The organism is Kangsaoukella pontilimi, assembly GCF_009830125.1.
Classification (GTDB): domain Bacteria; phylum Pseudomonadota; class Alphaproteobacteria; order Rhodobacterales; family Rhodobacteraceae; genus Kangsaoukella; species Kangsaoukella pontilimi.
Window position 1 is genome coordinate 1,190,870 of the sequence record NZ_WUPT01000001.1, and the last position, 20,597, is coordinate 1,211,466.

General features: G+C 63.0%; 20 protein-coding genes. 12 read left to right on the top strand and 8 right to left on the bottom strand.

The window, feature by feature from the left end:
- Positions 1 to 1,203 (bottom strand): acyl-CoA dehydrogenase, encoded by a 1,203-nt coding sequence (locus GQ651_RS05905; RefSeq protein WP_160763254.1) that lies wholly within the window; start codon positions 1,201 to 1,203, stop codon positions 1 to 3.
- Positions 1,200 to 2,381, bottom strand: coding sequence for a pyridoxal phosphate-dependent aminotransferase (locus tag GQ651_RS05910; protein ID WP_160763255.1), 1,182 nt, complete (start codon positions 2,379 to 2,381; stop codon positions 1,200 to 1,202). Before GQ651_RS05910 ends, GQ651_RS05905 begins: the two co-directional genes overlap by 4 nt.
- Before the next feature lie 101 nt (positions 2,382 to 2,482).
- On the opposite strand from GQ651_RS05910, the gene GQ651_RS05915 reads away from it, so the two are divergent.
- On the top strand, positions 2,483 to 3,397 hold the full coding sequence (locus GQ651_RS05915) for a LysR substrate-binding domain-containing protein (protein ID WP_160763256.1): 915 nt from the start codon (positions 2,483 to 2,485) through the stop codon (positions 3,395 to 3,397).
- On the opposite strand, the gene GQ651_RS05920 is transcribed toward GQ651_RS05915, so the two are convergent.
- Positions 3,379 to 4,443 carry a saccharopine dehydrogenase family protein gene (locus GQ651_RS05920; protein ID WP_160763257.1) on the bottom strand — a complete coding sequence of 355 codons (1,065 nt, stop codon included), beginning with the start codon at positions 4,441 to 4,443 and terminating at the stop codon, positions 3,379 to 3,381. The genes GQ651_RS05915 and GQ651_RS05920 overlap by 19 nt on opposite strands.
- Positions 4,444 to 4,572: 129 nt before the next feature.
- Between GQ651_RS05920 and GQ651_RS05925 the strand changes: the two genes are divergently transcribed.
- Positions 4,573 to 4,995, top strand: coding sequence for an Lrp/AsnC family transcriptional regulator (locus GQ651_RS05925; RefSeq protein ID WP_160763258.1), 423 nt, complete (start codon positions 4,573 to 4,575; stop codon positions 4,993 to 4,995).
- 18 nt (positions 4,996 to 5,013) lie between these two features.
- Here GQ651_RS05925 and GQ651_RS05930 read toward each other — a convergent pair whose 3' ends face one another.
- Entirely contained in the window at positions 5,014 to 6,324 is a 1,311-nt protein-coding gene (locus GQ651_RS05930; RefSeq protein ID WP_160763259.1) for a type I glutamate--ammonia ligase, read from the bottom strand.
- Positions 6,321 to 7,175 carry a MurR/RpiR family transcriptional regulator gene (locus tag GQ651_RS05935; RefSeq protein WP_160763260.1) on the bottom strand — a complete coding sequence of 285 codons (855 nt, stop codon included), beginning with the start codon at positions 7,173 to 7,175 and terminating at the stop codon, positions 6,321 to 6,323. Before GQ651_RS05935 ends, GQ651_RS05930 begins: the two co-directional genes overlap by 4 nt.
- Before the next feature lie 140 nt (positions 7,176 to 7,315).
- Between GQ651_RS05935 and GQ651_RS05940 the strand changes: the two genes are divergently transcribed.
- From GQ651_RS05940 to GQ651_RS05985, 10 genes are all read left to right on the top strand, one after another.
- Complete coding sequence (locus tag GQ651_RS05940; RefSeq protein WP_160763261.1) at positions 7,316 to 8,089, top strand: N-formylglutamate amidohydrolase; 774 nt, start codon at positions 7,316 to 7,318, stop codon at positions 8,087 to 8,089.
- On the top strand, positions 8,086 to 8,751 hold the full coding sequence (locus GQ651_RS05945; protein ID WP_160763262.1) for an isochorismatase family cysteine hydrolase: 666 nt from the start codon (positions 8,086 to 8,088) through the stop codon (positions 8,749 to 8,751). The genes GQ651_RS05940 and GQ651_RS05945 overlap by 4 nt, the downstream gene beginning before the upstream one ends.
- A gap of 4 nt (positions 8,752 to 8,755) precedes the next feature.
- Positions 8,756 to 9,490, top strand: a complete 735-nt coding sequence (locus GQ651_RS05950; RefSeq protein WP_160763263.1) for an ABC transporter ATP-binding protein — start codon at positions 8,756 to 8,758, stop codon at positions 9,488 to 9,490.
- A gap of 23 nt (positions 9,491 to 9,513) precedes the next feature.
- Positions 9,514 to 10,665 (top strand): ABC transporter substrate-binding protein, encoded by a 1,152-nt coding sequence (locus GQ651_RS05955; protein WP_160763264.1) that lies wholly within the window; start codon positions 9,514 to 9,516, stop codon positions 10,663 to 10,665.
- A gap of 42 nt (positions 10,666 to 10,707) precedes the next feature.
- Entirely contained in the window at positions 10,708 to 11,412 is a 705-nt protein-coding gene (locus GQ651_RS05960; RefSeq protein WP_160763265.1) for an ABC transporter ATP-binding protein, read from the top strand.
- Position 11,413: 1 nt separating this feature from the next.
- Positions 11,414 to 12,310 carry a branched-chain amino acid ABC transporter permease gene (locus tag GQ651_RS05965; RefSeq protein WP_160763266.1) on the top strand — a complete coding sequence of 299 codons (897 nt, stop codon included), beginning with the start codon at positions 11,414 to 11,416 and terminating at the stop codon, positions 12,308 to 12,310.
- Entirely contained in the window at positions 12,307 to 13,329 is a 1,023-nt protein-coding gene (locus GQ651_RS05970; RefSeq protein WP_160763267.1) for a branched-chain amino acid ABC transporter permease, read from the top strand. The genes GQ651_RS05965 and GQ651_RS05970 overlap by 4 nt, the downstream gene beginning before the upstream one ends.
- A 9-nt stretch (positions 13,330 to 13,338) precedes the next feature.
- Positions 13,339 to 14,280 (top strand): acetamidase/formamidase family protein, encoded by a 942-nt coding sequence (locus tag GQ651_RS05975; RefSeq protein WP_160763268.1) that lies wholly within the window; start codon positions 13,339 to 13,341, stop codon positions 14,278 to 14,280.
- Between the two features lie 20 nt (positions 14,281 to 14,300).
- A complete protein-coding gene (locus tag GQ651_RS05980) occupies positions 14,301 to 15,134 on the top strand; it encodes an inositol monophosphatase family protein (RefSeq protein ID WP_160763269.1) in 834 nt (277 codons plus the stop codon).
- A gap of 365 nt (positions 15,135 to 15,499) precedes the next feature.
- On the top strand, positions 15,500 to 17,158 hold the full coding sequence (locus tag GQ651_RS05985) for a Na/Pi cotransporter family protein (RefSeq protein ID WP_160763270.1): 1,659 nt from the start codon (positions 15,500 to 15,502) through the stop codon (positions 17,156 to 17,158).
- A 22-nt stretch (positions 17,159 to 17,180) separates the two neighbouring features.
- On the opposite strand, the gene GQ651_RS05990 is transcribed toward GQ651_RS05985, so the two are convergent.
- From GQ651_RS05990 to GQ651_RS06000, 3 genes are read right to left on the bottom strand one after another with little or no spacing between them, the layout of a single operon-like run.
- Positions 17,181 to 18,038, bottom strand: coding sequence for a fumarylacetoacetate hydrolase family protein (locus GQ651_RS05990; RefSeq protein ID WP_160763271.1), 858 nt, complete (start codon positions 18,036 to 18,038; stop codon positions 17,181 to 17,183).
- Between the two features lie 36 nt (positions 18,039 to 18,074).
- Positions 18,075 to 19,586 (bottom strand): sugar ABC transporter ATP-binding protein, encoded by a 1,512-nt coding sequence (locus GQ651_RS05995; RefSeq protein WP_160763272.1) that lies wholly within the window; start codon positions 19,584 to 19,586, stop codon positions 18,075 to 18,077.
- On the bottom strand, positions 19,583 to 20,584 hold the full coding sequence (locus GQ651_RS06000) for an ABC transporter permease (protein WP_160763273.1): 1,002 nt from the start codon (positions 20,582 to 20,584) through the stop codon (positions 19,583 to 19,585). Before GQ651_RS06000 ends, GQ651_RS05995 begins: the two co-directional genes overlap by 4 nt.
- Between the last annotated feature and the right edge of the window lie 13 nt (positions 20,585 to 20,597).

Sequence of the window (20,597 nt, forward strand, 5' to 3'; positions counted from 1 at the left end):
TCAGAAAAACGCCTGAAGACCGGTCTGCGCCCGGCCAAGGATGAGCGCGTGAATGTCGTGTGTGCCTTCGTAGGTGTTTACCGTTTCAAGGTTCGCCGCGTGGCGCATGACGTGAAATTCCTCGCTGATGCCATTGCCCCCGTGCATGTCACGCGCAGCACGCGCCACGTCGAGCGCCTTGCCGCAATTGTTCCGCTTGATCAGGCTGATCATCTCGGGTGCGGCGCGGCCTTCGCCCATCAACTGACCCACTCTCAGCGCCGCCTGAAGCCCGAGCGCGATCTCGGTCTGCATATCGGCTAGCTTTTTCTGGAAAAGCTGTGTTCCGGCGATGGGTTTGCCGAACTGCCGACGATCGAGGCCGTAGCTTCGCGCCCGGTGCCAACAGTCCTCCGCCGCCCCCATCACGCCCCACGCGATGCCATAACGCGCCCGGTTCAGGCAGCCGAACGGCCCTTTCAGCCCTTCCACACCGGGCAACAGCGCATCCTCGCCCACTTCGACCCCGTCCATGACGATTTCACCGGTGACCGACGCGCGCAAGCTGAGCTTCCCGCCGATCTTAGGCGCAGAAAGCCCCTTCAGACCCTTCTCAAGCACAAATCCCCGGATCTTCCCGTCATGCGCCTCGGACTTGGCCCAGACCACGAAGACATCGGCAATCGGACTGTTCGAGATCCACATTTTCGACCCGGTCAGGCGATAGCCCCCGTCGATCCTTTGCGCGCGTGTTTTCATGCCTGCCGGATCCGAGCCCGCGTCCGGCTCTGTCAGGCCGAAACAGCCGATCCATTCCCCCGTCGCAAGCTTGGGCAGGTATTTCCGCCGTTGTGCATCCGTCCCGTAAGCATCGATGGGATACATGACGAGAGAGGACTGCACCGACATCATCGACCGATACCCCGAATCCACCCGCTCGATCTCGCGCGCGATCAGGCCGTAGGTGACGTAATCCGCACCAAGCCCGCCGAGCTCTTCCGCAATCGTCGCGCCAAGAAGGCCCGCCGCGCCCATCTCGCCGAAGACTTCCGGCGCGACAAGCTCATCCGAATACGCGCGGGTCACTCGGGGCGTCAGCCGGTCCTGCGCAAAGGCCCGCGCCGCGTCAGCCAGCATCCGCTGGTCCTCGGACAACTGATCGACAAGACGGAACGGATCCGCCCAGTCGAAAGACGATAGATCGGGGCCGTGTCCCGTATTCATCTGAGACCTCCTTCCAAAGCGGCAAGCAATCTCTTGAGTGCCGCGGTCAATTCATTCGTGGCATAGGCGAAGGACAGACGGAAATGCCCGTCAAGACCAAAGGCACGCCCCGGCACCACCGCCACGCCCGCAACGTCCAGAAGACGGGCACAGAAATCGCCGTCGCTGAACCCCTCGCCCAGATGCGCGGCGCAGGACGGGAACGCGTAGAAGGCGCCCTCCGGTGTCGGACAGTCGATCCCCGGCATGGCGTTGAGCGCTGTCACTACCATGTCGCGCCGCTCCTCGAACGCGCTGCGGCGCTCCGCAAGAAAGGTACGGTCCCCGGTAAGAGCCGCCAGCGCCGCCGCCTGCCCGACAGAGGACGCGCCCGAGGTCGATTGGCCTTGCATCGCGATCATTGCGCGGATCAGGGGCTCCGGCCCCACACCCCAGCCGATCCGCCAGCCGGTCATCGCCCAGGCCTTGGACACACCGCTGACGACCAAAGTCCGACCGATCAGGTCTGGCGCGGCATCCGCGAAACTGGTGAAGCGTTCAAAGGACAGATGCGAATAGATCTCGTCAGAGATGACCCAGACCTGAGGATGCCGCATCAGCACCTCAGCCAGCGCCGCAAGCTGGGCCCGAGAATAGACAGCACCCGACGGATTCGACGGCGAATTCAGCATCAGCCAACGCGTTCGTGAGCTGATCGCCGCCTCCAGCCGCTCGGGCGTCAGCTTGAATCCGTCGCCCATATCGCAGGGGATCAGGACAGGCACCCCGCCCGCGACCCGCACCATATCCGCATAGCTGGTCCAGAAAGGCGTCGGCAGGACCACTTCGTCGCCGGGGTCCAGCGTGCCCAGAAGGGCCGACGCAAGCACCTGTTTCGCTCCGGTTGAAACGATGACTTCGGCAGGCGTGCGGCCATGCTCCTTGGCGATGGCCTCCCTCAGGGCCGGTGTCCCGGCGGTAGGCGTGTAACGCGTTTCGCCCCGTCGCGCGGCCTCCATGGCGGCGTCGATCACGAAATCCGGGGTCGGGAAATCCGGCTCGCCGGTCGAAAGCGAGATCACGTCGCGTCCGGCGGCACGCAATTCGCGCGCGCGCTCGGATATCCGCACGATCTCCGACAGCTCCAGTCCCTGAAGACGCCGGGCTCTATAAAAGCCTCTCTGCGCAAGATCGTTCATGTTTCGCCTCGTGTCCCCACAAGGCACAGGCTAGCGCTTTGACACTTGCGTAAAAATATCGGTATTTGTCTTTTATAGTAACCTTTTTTGAAAGCTTTCGGATGCACCTCCCTTCCACGGCAGTTCTTCGCAGCTTCGAGGCCGCCGCGCGGTTCGAGAGTTTCACGGCAGCTGCGGAAATGCTGGGCATCAGCCAAGCCGTGGTCGGCCGGCAGGTGCGGGAGTTCGAGGACTTGGTCGGAACCGCGCTCTTTCGGAAGGAGGGGCGTGGCGTCGTGCTCACACCGGCTGGCGAGACACTGGCGCGGGACTTGCATAGGCATCTCGATGACCTCAGGCGCAGCCTGATCCACGCACAGACCGCCGGCGCCACGGGCCAGTCCCTGAGAGTGGCGATCCTGCCCACCTTCGGCTCGCACTGGATCGCGCCCCGCCTGAAGAGCTTCAAGAAACTGCGGCCAGAGGCACGGTTCCTCTTCGAAAGCCGCACCGCGCCCTTCGACCTGACCGCCTCTGGCGTTGACGTTGCCATCCACTTCGGCGCGCCTGACTGGGTCGGTGGCCGCCTGACGCGGCTTTGCCCCGAGAACCTCGTCGCGGTCGCGGCGCCCGATCTTCTCGACGCCTCGGGCTTTACGACCGCTGAAGACTGCGCAGGCCTGCCGCTTCTGCATCTCAGCAGCCGGGCGTCCCTCTGGCAGAGGCATTTCTCGGCGCTCGGTCTGGAGACGCGCCTTGCCCTTGCCGGGGATCATTTCGACCAGTTCTCGACCATGATCGCCGCCGCACGTCATGGCTCCGGCGCCGCCATCGTGCCGAGCTACCTGATCGAGAACGATCTTTCGAGCGGCGCGCTCCTTACCATCGGCACCACGCCGCAGGGGACCGGCAGCTACTATGCCGTGCGCCCGCTCGGCGTGCAGAATGCGCTTGCCGCCGCCTTCTGCGACTGGCTTCGGACAGAAACGCAGGTCTCGCGCCAACGCCATGGCGGCAATCAGACCGGGGTCGTGTAATAGCGCCCAGTGCGGGTCGCGAGAAACGCGTCGAGCGGCACGCTCTCCTGCTTGAGAAACCCCGATTGCGGTAGCGTGCCGTCCCGTACCATCTCGATCACCGCAACGACCGAGGACGCGGTCGTCCAGGCGATGGCCGTCCGGCGGCGCCCCACCTGCTCGACCGGCTTGTAGGCCCGCACGAATTCCTCACGGCTCAGAACGCCCTCGCGCAGCCCTTCGGCGGCGACGTGAATATAGACCACGTCGTCCGAGACCGGCGGCTTCGCGTTTACGAGGATTTCGCCCGCGTCCTTCCGCCGCTCGCGCATCAGAAGCTCGTGAAAGAAGAAATTCATCAGCTTCGCGTGACCGGGGTAACGCATGGTCTTGTAGTCGATATTCGGCACATGCCCCAGATAGGTCTCGCACATGGTCCCGAGCCCGCCCGAGGTGGTGAAGGCCTCGAGCTCGACTCCGTCGATGTAATGCTTTTCCAGCCACTCCATCGGCGACACCTGCTTGATCTGGCCGTCCTCCAGCACTTCGCAATCGTTGAGATATTCATTGACCACACCTTCGGGAGACCAGTTGAAGGAATACCCCATCAGCCCCGTAGGATTCTGCGGCAGCGCCCCCACCCGCATCTTGCAGGACCGGCAGTCATCAAAGCGCGAGATCAGGTCCGCCCCGACAATTCCCACGAACCCAGGCGCAAGACCGCATTGCGGCGCCATCAGCCCAGGTGACCGGCGCGACAGGTCCAGAATGCGTTTCGTGGTCGGCACGTCTTCGGTCAGATCGAAGTAATGGATGCCCGCCTCGACCGCACGTTCGGCAAGTTGCGCATTCAGGTGATAGGGCAGACAGGACAGAACCGCGTCGACCTCCTGCAAAACGCCTGAGACGGCGGCCCCGTCTCCGACATCGAGCGCTCGGATATTGAAGGGAAGGCCCGTGGCGCGGGGGACCTGATCGCAGGCGACCACGTCGAAGCCCGCGTCGTGCAGCAACTCCGAGGCCAGCGTACCGACCTTGCCCAAACCCAGAACGGCAATCTTCTTCATCGTGAACTCCCAACATTCGGCCGCGGCCTTCAATCACGACGCTAGGAGCGCGCCACGTCAGCAAAAATACAGAATTGTATTGCAAAACGTCAGCCTTCTGACATTCTGGCAGGAAAGAAAGGCGTTCGCATGGATGATCTCGATCAGCGCCTGCTGGCGCTCCTGACCCGGGACGCCCGCGCCAGCACGACTGACCTGGCCCGCGCGCTCGACGTCTCACGGGGAACCGTTCAGAACCGGATCGACCGCCTGAAAAGCAGGCGCGTTATCCACCGGTTCACTGTCGAACTGGGCGCATCGGAAGAAGACCATCAGATCAGCGCCTTCGCCCTGATCCGGCTTGATGCCTCTGACGGACGGGTTGCCGTAGCGGCACTCCGCCGGATCGACAGCATCATCGACATTTCGACGCTCAGTGGCGCTTTCGATCTTGTGGCCGAGATCAGGACGTCTTCCCTGGTTCGGCTGGACGCCATTCTCGACCGTATCCGCGCGATCCCGGACGTGGCCGAAACGCAAAGCCACATCCGGCTCAGAACCGCAGTCACCTGACGGGCGGCACCTGACGGTTCAATAGGTCGAGGCGTAGGCCGCGCAGGCCTCCTCTACTGTCATCTCGGCGACATGCGCGATTTCGGCAGCTTTGTGCGCCAGATAGAGCGGCGCGAAGCCATCCGGGAACCAGCCACGCACGGTTGCATCGGAAGAGAAGCGCTCAAGCGCGGCTTCCAGCGTCTCGGGCAGCCGCTCGAACCCACGCGCGGCCAGCGCGCCGGATGAAAGCTCGGACAGATCGTCCGTCGTCGGCGACGGCGCGGAAAGCCTCTCTTCCACACCCTGACAGCCGGCGTGAACGATCGCGGCAAGGGCCAGATGCGGACAGGCCGCGGCATCGGCGGCGCGGTATTCCAGATTGAACTGGCCGGCGATCTTTTCCGGCGTGTCGCTCGTCACCGGACAAATTCTGAGGGACGCCTCGCGGTCCTGCGCACCGAGATTGTTGAAGGCGGCCGACCAGCGATGCGGCGTCAGCCGCCGGTAAGAGATGTGCGACGGCGCGGTCAGCGCGACAATAGACGGAAGGTATTTCAGAATGCCCGCCGCGAAGGCACCCGTGACCTCGGACATCCCTGACGGCCCATCCGGATCGTAGGTGCGAAAGCCGCCGTCAGCGTCGACGAAGCTAAAATGAATGTGGACGCCATTACCGACAGAGGTCACGTCGCGGATCGGGACAAATGTGGCATCTTCCCCGAAATCGCTGGCAAGGCTCCGCGTGATCTCTCTCAGAAAGACCGCACCATCCGCGGCGCGCATGCCGATTTCTGGCGCTACCACGACCTCGAACTGATCGGGGCCGTATTCCTTCATGATGCTGTCGGGCGAGAGACCCGCCCCTTTAAGCGCGCCCATGAGAGCCTCAAGGAACGGGCGCTCTTTCTCGAAAGCTGCGCGACCGAAGCCTTGGTTGGGCATCCCGCCCGCGCGGAGCTGAAACTCGTGCTCGAACGCCGCATTCAGGCGAAAGCCGGTCAGGCGGTCCAGCCGCTCAAGCGCCTCACGCAGAATCTGGCGCATACAGAAGGGCCAGGGCGCGCCTGCAAGCGTCACGATATCGCCAAGCATCCAGTGCTCGCGCCCGCCCCCCGGAAGTCTCAGATCGACCTCGGCTTCGGGATCGGGCCTGAGCAAAAGGTCTCCGACCGACCCGAACGGGCTCTCACCGATCCCGTCGAAACAGGTGATCTGAATATTCGTCGGCACCCATCCCACACCCCGTGTCAGACGCTTGTCCAACTGGTCGGCAGGAAACGCCTTGCCGCGCACTTTGCCCGCAAGATCGCAGGTTGCCGCCAGAATAAGCGGAGTCGTATCGGTCATGTCTTGTCCCTTCCGGTCGGGCGCAGCGCATCCCAGGCTTCGATCCGGGTGCGCGTCTCTTCCCAGCTGTCTTCCGCAATCCGCGTTACGATGGCTTCGGTCACCGCAAGCGCCGACGAATAGGAATCCCAGAGCGTTCCCGACTCGATCGGCACGGCCAGCACCTCGGAGGCATGCCGGGCAATGGGCGAAATCCACTTGTCCGTCATCAGCACGATATCCGCGCCCCGCTGCTGCTGCGCCTGTCGCGCCAGAGTCTCGATCGAGGTCTGATAACGGCGAAAATCCACGATGAAGAACAGATCGCCCGGCTTCATCCGCAACAGGTAATCCGGCCAGCTCTCAGGGTTCTGCGGCAGGTGATACACCCCCTCGCGCGCCTGCCTGAGGTGAAACGAAAGATGCGCTGCGATGGTATCGCTGATCCGCCCGCCAATGGTGTAGACAGCGCGCTTCTTGTTCGACAGCACATCGCAGACGCGTGCGAACTGATCTTCGGTAATGGCGTCGCCCGCCGTCGTCATCTGGTGAACGGTCTTTGCCAGAAAGTCCGCCAGAAACCCGCCTTCAATCTGACGCGCGCCGGGATGCACCTCGACCGGGCTGCGATCGCCCTCCTTCAGCTCGGAAATCAGCTCGCGCTGAAACTCCTGATAGCCGCTCAGCCCGATCTTTACCATGAACCGCGAAATCGATGCGGTAGAGACCTCGGACCGGTTGGAAAGCTCCTGGATAGAGGCGAGGCCAGAGAAGGGATAATCGGCCAGTATCGCCGCCGCCAGCTTGCGCTCCCCGGCGGTCAACTGCCCGGCGCTGTCCTCGATTCTGTGCTTGATACTTGTTGTCGCCATGAGCACCCCCTCATCTGACTATTGTAGAAAATATATTTTCATTCAATCTAATTGTTATTGACTTTGTAAATTTTTGTTCAATGCTGTCGGAATGATCTGGGGGCTTTCGATATCGCGGCATCACACGGGCTTTACGGCCCATGAATGAGGCCTTGTCCCCGACCGCGCTCTTGTCCCATGACGATCCAGACGCCGTCGAAATGGTGAATGCCGGATCGGCGCGCGACGTGCTTCTGGTCTGCGAGCACGCCGGCAACACTGTTCCGGCCAGTCTCGGTCGCCTCGGGCTCTCAGACGACCTTTTCGAAAGCCATATTGGCTGGGATATCGGCGCAGAAGCCGTCGCACGAAGGATGGCAGCTGCGCTTGACCTGCCGCTCATCATTCAGCGCTACAGCCGACTGATAATCGACTGCAATCGTCCGCCGGGTGGTGAGGGTTCGGTCCCTGCCCTGACGGGCGGCATCCCTGTGCCCGGAAACCAGCGGCTTGGACAGGACGCGTTCGATGCGCGCCGGCGTGCTGTGTTTGACCCTTATGATGCCGCGCTGTCACGCGCCTTTCTCAGGCCGCGCCTTCGGGCCGTCTTCTCGATCCATTCCTTCACGCCAGATTTTCCCGGCGAGCACCGCCCTTGGGACGCGGGCTTCCTGTCTCGGAAGGACATTCCGACCGCCCGCGCGCTGATCGACAGGATTAGCGCCGTCGAGCCGTCGCTCTCGCTCGCGCTGAACGAACCTTACCAGATCGAGGATGCCACTGACTGGCTGATCCCGCGCTACGCCGAGGCACTGAACATGCGGCACTGCCTGATCGAAGTCCGCAACACCCACATCACGGATGCCGCGGGACAGGAGCGTTGGGCAACGCTTCTCTCCGACGCGATCAACGCCATCATGGAGACGCCGCAATGACGCTGTCCCGCGACATCCCCCTTGTTCCGGAGCAGTCCGCGCTTCTGTTCGTGGACGTCCAGAACTTTGCCGCCCATCGCGACGGGGCCGAGTTCAAGGAATTGTCCGAAGCAGCTTTCAGCGAGAAATACGGATGGTTTTTCAATGAACTGGACAGCAGAGTTATTCCCAACATGCAGGCCATCCAGACCGCCTGCCGCCATGCCGGGATCGAAGTTCTTTACACGACAATCGAAAGTCTGACGCTCGACGGGCGCGACCGCTCTCTCGACTACAAGATCACGGGCTTCAACGTGCCGAAGGGGTCATGGGACGGCAAGGTGATCGACCAGATCGCACCGGAAGGCGACGAAATCGTCTTCCCCAAATCGTCCTCCTCCGTCTTCGTATCGACCCATATCGACTACGTCCTGCGGAACCTCGGAACCCGGCAACTGGTGATCTCGGGGCTGATCACGGATCAATGCGTGGAAAGCGCGATACGCGACGCCTGCGACCTTGGCTATCTGGTCACGCAGGTGACCGATGCCTGCCTGACCTACACACCCGAGCGGCACGAAAACTCGCTCCGCGCGATCAAGGGATATTGCCGGCAGGTCACCACCGAACAGCTACTGGACGAACTGCGCGATCTCATGACTCCCGAGGCGGAGCGCGCCTGAAATGATGCTCGAGCTTCGCACCCTCAGCAAATGCTTCGGCGGCGTGCAGGCGGTGCGCGACGTGAGTTTCGCGATCGAACCGGGCGAGATACGCGGGCTGATCGGTCCGAATGGCGCGGGAAAATCCACTCTGGTCAACCTGATCTCGGGCCTTCTGAGACCCACGGGCGGTGAGATCGTGCTTGACGGGCGTTCGATGACGGGACTTCGCGCGGATCAATGCGCCAGAAACGGTATCGCCCGCACCTTCCAGAACCTGCGCCTCTTCTCGAGCCTGACCGTCGAACAGAATATCGACGTCGCGCGGCAGGCGGGGCACGATCCCGCCCTCATCGATGCGGCCCTGGTCGAGTTCGGTCTCACCCGGCACCTTGCCCGCCCGGCGGGAGCCTTGGCCTATGGCGACCAGAGGCGGCTCGAGATCGTGCGTGCGCTGGCACTGGCGCCCAAGCTGTTGATGCTGGACGAACCCGCAGCCGGCATGAACGAGGAAGAGACCGCCGCGCTCGGTCAGTCTCTGGAATGGGTGCGCGACGCTGCCGACTGCGCACTTCTCGTCATCGACCACGACCTGAAATTCATCATGACCCTTTGTCACCGCATCGCGGTCATGGACATGGGCGCTGTCATCGCCTCGGGCGACCCGGCCGAGATCGCGCGAAACCCCGAAGTCATACGTGCCTATCTGGGAGATGCGGGCGGCGACGATGCCCCGCAACCCACCGAACTCGTACATTAAGACAACCAGCAAGGAGACTGAAAATGAGGGCTTTTTCTCTGACAATCGCAGGCTGCATGGCACTTGCAGCGCCTGCCGCCGCGCAGGACACGATCAAGATCGGCCTCGGCGTTCCGATGACCGGCGACTACGCGCCCTATGCCGAATGGCAGGGCGCGCGCTGTATGGCCGAGATGATCAATGCCGAGGGCGGCGTGAACGACCAGATGATCGAAGTGCTTGTGCAGGATTCCGGCGCCGACACGCAGACCGCCATTTCGCTGGCGCAGAAGTTTCTCGATGAGGGCGCGGTCATGCTTGGCACGATCCCCTTCTCGGACACGATGATCCCGGTCGCGCAGGTGGCCCAGAGCTATGGCGTTTCGATCTTCCAGCCGCAATCGACCCAGGTCGAGATGCACGCGGGCATCGTGGACAACTTCTTCACGGGCGTCTCGCCCGACCCGTTCACCGCCACCGCCGCCGCCAATCACGCGCTTGCGCAGGGCGTCAAGAACGTGGTCCTGCTGACGTCGGACGAAGGCGGAAGCTGGTCGGCAAAAACGCCGCTCTGGTTCGGGGACGTGATCGAGGCGGGCGGCGGCAAGGTGCTGACCAAACTGAACTTCAGCTTCGGCACCTCGGACTGGTCGCCCCAGATTGCCGAGATGCGCGCACTGGGCGAAGATATCGACGCTGTCTATATCTCGTCGATCATGCCCGATGTCGGCGTCCTGATCCGTCAGCTTCGAAGCGCGGGCATCGACGCGTGGGTCGTCGGCTCAGACGGGTTCGATGACCCGTCGCTCGACGCCATCGCCACCGATGACGCCTCGCTTCTCGACCGGGTATTCTTCGCCACCCTCGCCCCCAGCCAGGCAGACAGCGCGGTGGTGAACTTCATCGCTGACTGCGCCGAGATGGGCATCGACGTGCCGGGTCTCTTCCCGGCCACGGGTGCCGACACGGTCAAGGCCGTCGCCTGGGCCGTCGAGCAATCCGGCAGCACCGACCCCGAGACCATCTCGGCAACGCTTCGCGATGCCGACAGTATTCCGGTCCTGACCGTGGACAGCATCTCGTTCAAGGAGACGCGCACTTACGCACAGCGGACGATCCCAGTGATCGGGTTCGAGAATGGCGAGCGGGTTCTCATCGCGAACGAGATCCCCACCAACACGCCGACCGACTGGTAAGAAAGGAGCCGGGCGGGGCCACTGCGCCCTGCCCGACCGCACATGCTGGACATCCGGAATCTCAAGGTCTTGTACGGTCCGATCGAGGCGGTGCACGGCATCTCGCTTCGGGTCGAGGAAGGGCAATGCGTGACGCTGCTCGGGCCGAATGGCGCGGGCAAGAGCTCGACCATTTCCGCGATCTGTGGCGTCGCGAAGGCGACGGGCGACATCACCTTTCTTGGACAGGACCTGCTGGGAACCGAGATCGAGGATCGCGTAAGGGCCGGCATCTCCGTGTCACCTGAGGGGCGTCGCATTTTCAGCAACCTCAGCGTCGAGGCCAACCTGCAGCTCGGCGCAGGCATCCGCACCGACCGCGACGGCATCGAGGCGGATATCGATCACTGGTTCACAACCTTCCCGATCCTGGGCGAGCGCCGGACCCAATCCGCCGGAACACTGTCTGGCGGCGAGCAGCAGATGCTCGCCATCGCGCGGGCACTTATGGCCAAGCCGAAAATTCTGCTGCTGGACGAACCGAGCCTCGGCCTTGCGCCGCGCATCGTCGGTCAGATCTTCGACATGATCGAACAGCTCAAATCCGAAGGCATGACGATCCTTCTGGTCGAGCAGAACGCGCGTCAGGCGCTTCGGATCTCGGACTACGCCTATCTCTTGAATACCGGCACCATCCAGGCCGAGGGCACAACAGCGACGCTCGGCCAGAACGACGAACTCATGGCGAAACTGACGGGGCTGGGCTGAGATGGACTATGCCATTCAACAGATGGTCAACGCGCTCTCCTTTGGGGCCGAATACGCGCTTCTGGCACTTGGGCTGGCCATCGTCTTCTCGGTCATGGGGCTGGTGAACTTCGCCCATGGCGACGTGATCGCGGTGGGCGGCTATACCATGGTCGCCTTCGCCGCAATCGTCACCGCAAACCCCTGGATCGTCATCCTGGGAGCCATCGTGGCCGCCGCGCTGACCTCGGTTCTGCTCGAACGAGTGGCCTTCAGACCGGTCCGATACGCGGATCCCACGACCGGGCTTCTGACCGCCTTCGGCGTGTCGATCGTCCTTCAGAACCTTTTCCTTCTCTTCGTCTCTCCCCGCCCTATCGCGGTCACCTCGCTCTACTTCATGGACGTGCCCATCGAGATGTTCGGTGTGCAGGTCTCGTCGCTCCAGCTTCTGGAGTCGGTGACGACCGTGTTGGTCATCGTCGGGCTTACCCTGTTTCTCAACCGCTCGGTCTGGGGGCTCGCCATGCGCGCTGCGTCGCTCGATTTCGAGATGGTGCGCCTGATGGGCATCCGGGCGAACAGGGTCTTCGCGCTCGCCTTCCTGATCTCGGGGCTTCTGGCAGGTCTCGCGTGCATCTTCATCATGGCGCGGCGCGGATCGGTCGATCCGCATCTCGGCTTCAACCCGGTGCTCAAGGCCTTCGTCGCCTGTGTGGTGGGCGGCTTCGGCAGCCTGCCGGGAGCGGTCCTGGGCGGTTTCCTTCTGGGCGCTGTCGAGGTGGGAATGCTTGTCCTTCTGCCGCAGGAATACGGCGGCATGAAGGACGCCTTCGTCTTCGGCATCATCGCCCTGATCCTCGTCTGGCGACCGAACGGCATCCTCAGCCCCGCCGTTGAGAAGGGAGACAAGCTGTGACCCTCGCCCGGCACCAGAAACGCGGCCTGATCGGCGCGGCGCTTCTGTCGCTCATCCTGATCGCCATCGGGGTGCTGGCCGCATGGTTCGGCTCGCGCTACCAGCTTCGGCTGGTCTATGGCGCCTATGTGAACCTGCTGGTGGTGCTCGGTCTTCAGGTCTTCATGGGTAATGCCCGCGTCACCAACCTGAGCCACAGCGCCTTCATGGGGATCGGGGCCTATGCGGCGGCGATCTGCGTGACACCGGCGGCAACCAAGGCGATCTCGCTTCCCGACGCGCCATGGGGTCTGGCGGCCTTCACGCTCGACCCGCTGACCTCCGCAATCATCGCCATCGTCATCACCGCCGCCATCGCCGCGCTCGTCGGCCTGTTCATTGTGCGGATGACCGCGATCGGCGCCACCATCGCGTCCCTTGCCGTACTGGTCATCATCCACTCGATCTTTCTGTTCCGGACCGACATCTTCAAAGGCAACCAGGCCTTCTTCGGCATCCCGCAGGTCTTTTCGCTGACCTCTATCGTGGTCCTGTCGGTGGTTGTGGTCCTGATCGCCCGCGGCTTCCGTGAAAGCCACTGGGGCATCCAGCTTCGTGCCTCGGCTGATGACGAGACGGGCGCCGCGGCCATGGGGGTCAATGTGGTGCGGCTGAGGCTGGTCGCCTGGGTTCTGTCGGGTATCATCCTGGCGCTGGCCGGGATCGCCTATGCCTATTACCTCGGTACCATCTCGGCCCGTCCCTTCTACTTCAATCACGTCTTCCTGACGCTCGCGATGCTGATCCTCGGGGGGATGCGCACTGTCACCGGCGCGGTCCTCGGCACTTTTCTGATCTCCTTCGGGCTGGAGGTGGTACGTTGGCTTGAAACCGGCCCCGTGGTCGCCGGGGTCGACCTACCCGAGGCGCTCGGCCTCTCCGGCGTCGTTCTCGGGCTGGTGATCGTTCTGACCATGACGCTCCGCCCGCAAGGCGTGATGGGCGACCGCGAGATCGAGGACATCATACTGAGGCGCTAGGAGGCGTGCATGGGCTGCAATCACACGATCCACAAGAACAGCCACCATTTCGGCTGGGACAACAGCATCGAGCCCGTGCTCAGCGTCACGCCCGGTCAGACGGTCGAGGTCGAGACCATCGACAGCTCGGGCGGTCAACTGGACAAGGCGTCGACCGTGGACGATCTGGCCACGCTGTCCTTCGATCATGTGAACCCCGTGACCGGTCCGATCCATATCGAGGGCGCGGAGCCCGGCGATGCCGTCGCGGTCACCTTTCTGGACTTCCGCCCCAGCGGTTGGGGCTGGACCGCCAACATCCCGGGTTTCGGTCTTCTGGCGGATCAGTTCCCGGAGCCCGCGCTCCATATCTGGAGCTATGACGCTACCTCAATGGTGCCCGCGGCCTTCGGCGCCGGAGGCAAGGTGCCACTCAAGCCCTTCGTCGGAACCATCGGTCTCGCCATGGCCGAGCCGGGCCTGCACTCGGTCGTGCCGCCCCGCCGGGTCGGTGGCAATCTCGATATCCGGGACAATGCCGTCGGCACGACGCTCTACCTGCCGGTCGAAGTGGCGGGCGGGCTTTTGTCGCTCGGGGATACGCACGCCGCCCAAGGCGACGGAGAGATCTGCGGAACGGCCATCGAAAGCCCGATGACAGTCGCGCTGAAGATCGAGTTGCTGAAAGACGCCCGAATTCCCTTTCCCCGGTTCGAGACAGACGGACCGGTCACCCGTCATCTCGACGCATCGGGCTATCGCGCGACCACGGGCATCGGCCCCGACCTGATGCAGGCCGCACGAGACGCCGTCTCTGGTATGATCGACTGGATCACCGGCCAGACCGGCATGTCGGCAACCGACGCATACATGCTCTGCTCGGTCTGCGGCGACCTCAGGATCAGCGAAATCGTGGACATGCCGAACTGGACGGTCTCATTCTATTTCCCGAAAAGCGTGTTGGACGCCTAGGCCAGAAGACGAAAGACCGAATGATCCCGAACCCGCGCCAGATTGAAGAGCTGATCGAACTGGTGCGGGACACCGCCCGAACCGAGATCATGCCCCGTTTCCGCAATCTGCACAGCGCCGAAATCAGCACCAAGGCGGGACCAACCGACCTCGTTACCGTGGCCGACCGCGCCGCCGAGGACGCGATCCGGCGCGGCGTTCTTGGTATCCTGCCCGGTGCTACGGTCATCGGAGAAGAGGCCGTGGCCGAGGCGCCCGGTCTCCTTTCCGGAATGGCCGACGCCGAGACCTGCGTCATCATCGACCCTATCGATGGCACGGGGAACTACGTGGCCGGTCTTGCGGTCTTCGGCACCATCCTTGCCGTTCTGGACAAGGGCGAAACGGTGTTCGGCCTTCTTTACGATCCGGTCATGGACGACTGGATGTACGCCCTTCGGGGAAAGGGGGCGTGGTTTCACCGTCAGGACGGGTCCGAGCATCCCGTCCGCGCCCGAAGCGAAGTGTGCCAACTGTCTGCTGCCAAGGGCTTTGTTACGGTCGAGGACTATGACGGCGAAGACAAAGAGACCGTGCGCCGCGCCTTCGACGGCGCCTTGCACGTTCGGGATATTCGTTGCTCCTGCCACGAATATCGTCTGCTTGCGTCCGGGAGCGTTGACTTCCTGCGCTCCTATTCGCTCGCCCCGTGGGACCATGCGGCGGGCCTGCTGCTTCTTGGCGAGGCGGGCGGTTGGGCCGCTGTCGACGGCACCCGCCCCTATTCGCCCTGCCGGCATGACGGCCGCATCGTTGCCGCCGGCTCCGGAGCCCTCGGGCGCGTGGTGGCGGCCCTCTCCGCGCGCCTGCCGTAAGCCAGTGCCCGCGATCACGACTCCGACTTGCCCTCAACCTCGCGAACGGCGTCATCGCTGCAACAGAATGCCCGCCACGATCCCGAGACGGGTTTGACAATCGCCCTCGCAGGGCGTTTTCTGTTCCATCGGCGGCGATTTGAGAGCTACGGGAAAAAGGGACTATCGGCATTGGAAGGGTCTAACTGGTCTGCTCATCCCTGTTTCCGCGCAAGATGGCCGGGCGAAGAACAGGGTGGACGGATGCCGAGGCACAACCTGCCACAGCCGATGATTTCTCATAGATCATTGTCGCGCTCCTGCGACTTTTCCCGCAGCCTATGCGGTCTTGCCGCTGCCGGCCAAACAGCCGGTGGAACGCGTTGATGGACGGCTCCCCGGTTCTCGTCCTTCTGAACATGGCCGCTGCGGCTGCGCTTCTGATCTGGTCGGTGCGGCTGGTGCGGACCGGCTTCGAGCGCGCCTTTGGTGGCCAGCTTCGCCGCTGGCTGCGCCACTCGACCGCGACGCGCGTGCGCGCCGCCGCTACCGGAGCAGGTGCCGCGATCCTGATGCAAAGCTCGACCGCCGTGGCGATGCTTCTGGCCGGTTTCGTTTCGGCGGGCGCTATCGGAGGAGCGGCCGGACTGGCGATCTTTCTCGGCGCCGACCTTGGCTCTGCCGTTGTGGTGCAAATCCTGAATTCGCGGGTAGCGCTACTGACCCCGCTTCTGCTGCTTGTCGGCGTGATGATCTTTCTCAGAAGCGCCCGCCGCACGGCGCGTCAGGTCGGACGCATCCTGATCGGACTGGCCCTGATCTTCCTGTCCCTCGACCTGATCCGCGACGCGAGCGCCCCCCTTTCCGAAAGCGGTGCGGCGCAAGCGGCGATGGTGTATCTGGCCGCCGACGCGATCTCGGCCTTTCTCATCGCGGCGCTTTTCGCATGGCTCGTGCATTCCAGCGTCGCCGCAATCCTCCTCTTCGCCACACTGGCTCAACAAGGGCTTCTGCCTCTCGACGCGGCCTTCGCCATGGTTCTTGGAGCCAATCTTGGCGGATCGCTGATCGCCGTCTTTCTGACGCTCAAGGCACAGGCGACCGTTCGGCAGATCGTCTGTACGAACCTCGTTCTACGGGGGGGCGGTGCCGTGCTGGCGCTGATCCTTCTGGCGCAATTGGCAGTCCCCGAGATCATGCCGGGCGGCACGCCTGCGCAGAAGGCTCTGAACCTGCATCTGATCTACAACCTGGCACTGCTGGTACTGGCGCTCCCCTTCACACGACCGCTCATGAAGCTCGCGCAGCTCGTCATTGCGGACCCTGCGGGCGCCGCGCCCGAGACCCTACATCGCTCGGCACTCGATCACATGGTCCAGAACCAGCCGCGCCGCGCATTCGCCTGCGCGCAGCGAGAACTGGTCGAGGTCGGAAACCGCATCGAGGTCATGCTGCGCGAGGCGATCGTCCTGTTTGAGACCTATGACGATGCGGTCGCACAGCGGTTGAAGGGCGAGATGCGGGAGATCGCCCGGATGTCACTTGACCTACGGGTCTATCTTGCAGGCATCCGCAGCGAGGACAAATCCGAGGATACAGGCACGCGGGCCTTCGACCTGTCCGGCGTGGCCGTGAACCTTGAAGCAGGCGCGGATGTGATCGTTCGGAAGATGGTCGAGCTTGCCCGCCGGAAACACGCCGAACAGCTCAGCTTTTCCGACGATGGCTGGCGCGAATTGACCGACTTTCACGATGCCGTTCTGCGCAACGTCCAGTCCGGGATTGCCGTCCTGATGTCAGGCGATGTCGGATCGGCCCGCGAACTGGTCGAGCAGAAGGAACATATCCGCGAACTGGAACAGTCGCTCGAACGCGCGCATCTGAAGCGGTTGCGTCAGGGCCTGACCGAGTCGATCGAGACCAGTGCCATCCATCTGGAACTTCTCAGGGCGCTCAAGATGCTGAACACATCCTTCGCGATGATCGCCTACCCGCTTCTGGAAGAGCATGGCGAGCTTCTGGAAAGCCGTCTGGCCGGACAATAAGCCCGGCCAGAAGGGTTAAAGATCAAAGCGCCGGCAGAACCTCGCTCCGCTGCGCGCCAAGCCCGGCAATACCAAGCGTCACGACCTCTCCGCCCTTCAGATAGCGCGGGGGCTTTTGCCCCATGCCAACGCCCGGGGGCGTACCGGTCGAGATCACGTCACCCGGCTGGAGACTCATGAAACGGCTGCAATAGGAAATCAGGTGCGGCACCTTGAAGATCAGCGTCGCGGTGCTGCCCGCCTGCTGGCGCTCGCCATCGACGTCCAGCCACATATCGAGCGCATCGACATCGGCCACCTCGTCGGGCGTAACCAGCCACGGCCCGGTCGGCCCGAACGTATCGCAACCCTTGCCCTTGTCCCAGGAACCCGCGCGCTCGATCTGGAATTCCCGTTCCGAGACGTCGTTGACGACGCAGAAACCGGCCACGTGGTCCATGGCGTCGACCTCGTCGATATAGACGCCGGGCTTACCGATCACGACGCCAAGTTCGACCTCCCAGTCGGTCTTGACGCTGTCCCGCGGGATCTGGATCGGATCGTTGGGTCCGCAAATGGCGGAGGTCCACTTGTTAAAGATGATCGGCTCCTCGGGAATCGGCATCCCGGCTTCTTCGGCATGGTCGGCGTAGTTCAGGCCGATGCAGACGAATTTGCCAATGCCACCCACGCAGGCGCCAAGCCGCAGACCTTCTTGCGGCGCACCCTCGACAAGCGGGAGGCTTTCCGGGTCGAGTGCGCGCAGTCGCTCGATGCTGTCGGGCAGAAGTGCAGCGCCGCCGATGTCTGTTACGACACCCGAGAGGTCACGGACACGGCCCTCAGCATCTAGCAGGCCGGGTTTCTCGGCGCCGGGCGCGCCGTAGCGAAGCAGTTTCATGCTCTCTCCAATTCAGTTCCGTTGGTCGGTGTTCCGTCAGGCCGCCTTATCGCCGCCCAGCCCCGAGATCGCCTGAATCAGGCTGTCTTCGGTCACCTCCTCCGAGGTGAAGGTCCGCATGATCCGGCCCGAATACATGGCCACGATCCGGTCTGAGACATGCAGCACCTCGGGCATTTCCGAGCTGATGACCATGACCGCATAGCCCTGCGCCGCAAGTTCGCGAAGAAGCTTGTGGATTTCAGACTTGCTGCCCACGTCGATGCCGCGCGTCGGCTCGTCCACGATCAGAACACTTGGATGCATCGACAGCCATTTGCCGATGACGATCTTCTGCTGGTTCCCGCCCGACAGGTTGCCCACCTGCTGCTTCCAGCCGGGTGTGCGGATATCCAGCCGGTCGCGATACTGGTCGAAGATCGCGACCTCGGCTCCCTCAGCCACGAAAGGCCCGGCGGTCAGGTCATCGACCTGCGGCAAGGTCATGTTGTCCCGACAGTTCATCCCCAGAACAAGACCCTGCCCCTTGCGGTCTTCCGGCACCAGCGAGATGCCGCGCTGAATGGCATCCGCGGGCGAGTTGATCCGCACCTCTTCCCCGTCGAGCAGGATTTGTCCGGAATGGGCGTCCCTGAGACCGAAGAGCGTCTCGGCGATTTCGGTCCGGCCCGCACCGACAAGGCCGTAAAAGCCCACGACCTCGCCCCGGCGAACCTGAAAGCTCACGTCACTGTAGAGCTTGCCGCAGGACAGACCCCGCACCTCAAGCGCGACATCGCCCAGTTCGTGGTGCGACGCATTCCGGCTGAGGTCCAGCTTCCGCCCGATCATCATCTGGGTCAGCGATTCCTCGGTCGTGTCGGAGGTGTTGACCGTGCCCTGATACTGACCGTCACGCAGGATCGAAATGCGGTCGGTGATCTTGAAGATCTCTTCCATCCGGTGAGAGATATAGATGATCCCCACACCGTCGGCCTTCAGATCCGAGATCACGTCAAACAGCACGACCTTTTCCGCATCCGTCAGCGATGCAGTCGGCTCGTCGAAGATGACCGCCTTGGCGTCCACCGTCAGCGCGCGGGCGATCTCGACCATCTGCTGGTTCGCGATGGACAGGTCGCCCACCCGCGTTCTGGCGTCGAAGCCCACATTGAGCTTTTTCAGAATGGCGTTGGTCTTCTCGGTCAGAAGGCCCCAGTCGACGCGTCCAAAACTCTTTCGGGGCAGTTCGCCCAGATAGATGTTCTCGGCCACCGAAAGCTCTTCTGCAAGGCTCAGTTCCTGGTGGATGAAAACGATGCCCTTGGCCTTGGCCTCGAGCGGCCCCGCCATTACTACCCTCTCGTCACCCATGTAGATGGCGCCGCCGTCAGGCTGATAGATGCCGCCCAGAACCTTCATGAGGGTCGATTTCCCGGCACCGTTCTCGCCCATCAGCGCGTGGACTTCTCCGGGCATGACCGAAAAGGACACGTCATCGAGCGCGCGGACACCGGGGAAGGTTTTGACGATGTTGTCCAGATGCAGGACGGGTTTCGCGTCGGTCATACCTTCAACTCCTCTTTGCCCTTGATGTTGAGCTGACGATCCAGGAACAGCACTGCGATCAGGATGAGACCGATCACAAGATTCACTGTCGACGTATCGGCCCCGATATGGCCCAGGCCCTTCCTCAGAAGCTGAATGGCGATGACACCGCCAAAGGTGCCTATGACATTGCCCGCACCCCCGGTGATCTTGGTCCCGCCGAGGACGACCGCCGTGATGACCCAGAGCTCGTAAAGCTGTCCGTCATTGGGGTTCACCGAGCCGCTTTCGGAGTAGAAAACGACGGCCGAGAGCGCTGCCAGAAAGCCGATGATCGCGAAGTTGATCATCATGTGCGGGCCCACGCGGATACCCGCGTTCACCGCCGCTTCGCGATTGTCGCCGATGGCATAGGCGTTCCGACCATGGACTGTCCGCGCCATCAGGAACCAGATCCCCGCCGTCACGGCCAGAAGGAACCACGACGCCGTGGCCAGCCCCAGGAATTCCGCCTCGGCAAAGTCCACCAGTGTCCAGTTCAGGTGGCTGGTCGGGTTCTCGCCATTGAACATGAAAACGATGCCGCGATAGCCCAGCATCGAGCCAAGCGTCACGATGAAGGCATCCACGCCTGTCTTCCAGACGATCAGCCCGTTGAGCGCGCCCAGCAGCGTGCCCACCAGAAGCGACAGCAGCCACGCCACAGGGATCACCCAGTCGCCCAGCCCGGCAAAGATGGGCCATGTCATGCTGTCGAGCAGAACGATTGCAGCGATGGCAAAAGTAGCGCCGACCGAAAGGTCGATATTGCCGTTAACCATGACCAGCGTCATGCCCATGGCGATGATCCCGATGGGCGCCGACTGCTTCAGAAGGAGCAGCATGTTGTCATAGTCCATGAACGCCTGATCGGAGATCGACAGATAGGACCCTGCGACGCTGAAGAAGATGAGCTCCAGCACGATGAACCCCCAGATGGCACCGTTGGCCAGCGCGCGGGACAATGTGTTCGGTTGCATGACGTCCCCTCCC

Bases quoted from the DNA above. Each gene is read 5' to 3' on its own strand.
- GQ651_RS05935 (WP_160763260.1), bottom strand. From the start codon at position 7,175: ATGGCGACAACAAGTATCAAGCACAGAATCGAGGACAGCGCCGGGCAG.
- GQ651_RS05925 (WP_160763258.1), top strand. From the start codon at position 4,573: ATGGATGATCTCGATCAGCGCCTGCTGGCGCTCCTGACCCGGGACGCC.
- GQ651_RS05980 (WP_160763269.1), top strand. From the start codon at position 14,301: ATGATCCCGAACCCGCGCCAGATTGAAGAGCTGATCGAACTGGTGCGG.
- GQ651_RS05975 (WP_160763268.1), top strand. From the start codon at position 13,339: ATGGGCTGCAATCACACGATCCACAAGAACAGCCACCATTTCGGCTGG.
- GQ651_RS05930 (WP_160763259.1), bottom strand. From the start codon at position 6,324: ATGACCGATACGACTCCGCTTATTCTGGCGGCAACCTGCGATCTTGCG.
- GQ651_RS05940 (WP_160763261.1), top strand. From the start codon at position 7,316: ATGAATGAGGCCTTGTCCCCGACCGCGCTCTTGTCCCATGACGATCCA.
- GQ651_RS06000 (WP_160763273.1), bottom strand. From the start codon at position 20,584: ATGCAACCGAACACATTGTCCCGCGCGCTGGCCAACGGTGCCATCTGG.
- GQ651_RS05955 (WP_160763264.1), top strand. From the start codon at position 9,514: ATGAGGGCTTTTTCTCTGACAATCGCAGGCTGCATGGCACTTGCAGCG.
- GQ651_RS05995 (WP_160763272.1), bottom strand. From the start codon at position 19,586: ATGACCGACGCGAAACCCGTCCTGCATCTGGACAACATCGTCAAAACC.
- GQ651_RS05965 (WP_160763266.1), top strand. From the start codon at position 11,414: ATGGACTATGCCATTCAACAGATGGTCAACGCGCTCTCCTTTGGGGCC.
- GQ651_RS05950 (WP_160763263.1), top strand. From the start codon at position 8,756: ATGCTCGAGCTTCGCACCCTCAGCAAATGCTTCGGCGGCGTGCAGGCG.
- GQ651_RS05905 (WP_160763254.1), bottom strand. From the start codon at position 1,203: ATGAATACGGGACACGGCCCCGATCTATCGTCTTTCGACTGGGCGGAT.
- GQ651_RS05990 (WP_160763271.1), bottom strand. From the start codon at position 18,038: ATGAAACTGCTTCGCTACGGCGCGCCCGGCGCCGAGAAACCCGGCCTG.
- GQ651_RS05985 (WP_160763270.1), top strand. From the start codon at position 15,500: ATGGACGGCTCCCCGGTTCTCGTCCTTCTGAACATGGCCGCTGCGGCT.
- GQ651_RS05920 (WP_160763257.1), bottom strand. From the start codon at position 4,443: ATGAAGAAGATTGCCGTTCTGGGTTTGGGCAAGGTCGGTACGCTGGCC.
- GQ651_RS05915 (WP_160763256.1), top strand. From the start codon at position 2,483: ATGCACCTCCCTTCCACGGCAGTTCTTCGCAGCTTCGAGGCCGCCGCG.
- GQ651_RS05910 (WP_160763255.1), bottom strand. From the start codon at position 2,381: ATGAACGATCTTGCGCAGAGAGGCTTTTATAGAGCCCGGCGTCTTCAG.
- GQ651_RS05960 (WP_160763265.1), top strand. From the start codon at position 10,708: ATGCTGGACATCCGGAATCTCAAGGTCTTGTACGGTCCGATCGAGGCG.
- GQ651_RS05945 (WP_160763262.1), top strand. From the start codon at position 8,086: ATGACGCTGTCCCGCGACATCCCCCTTGTTCCGGAGCAGTCCGCGCTT.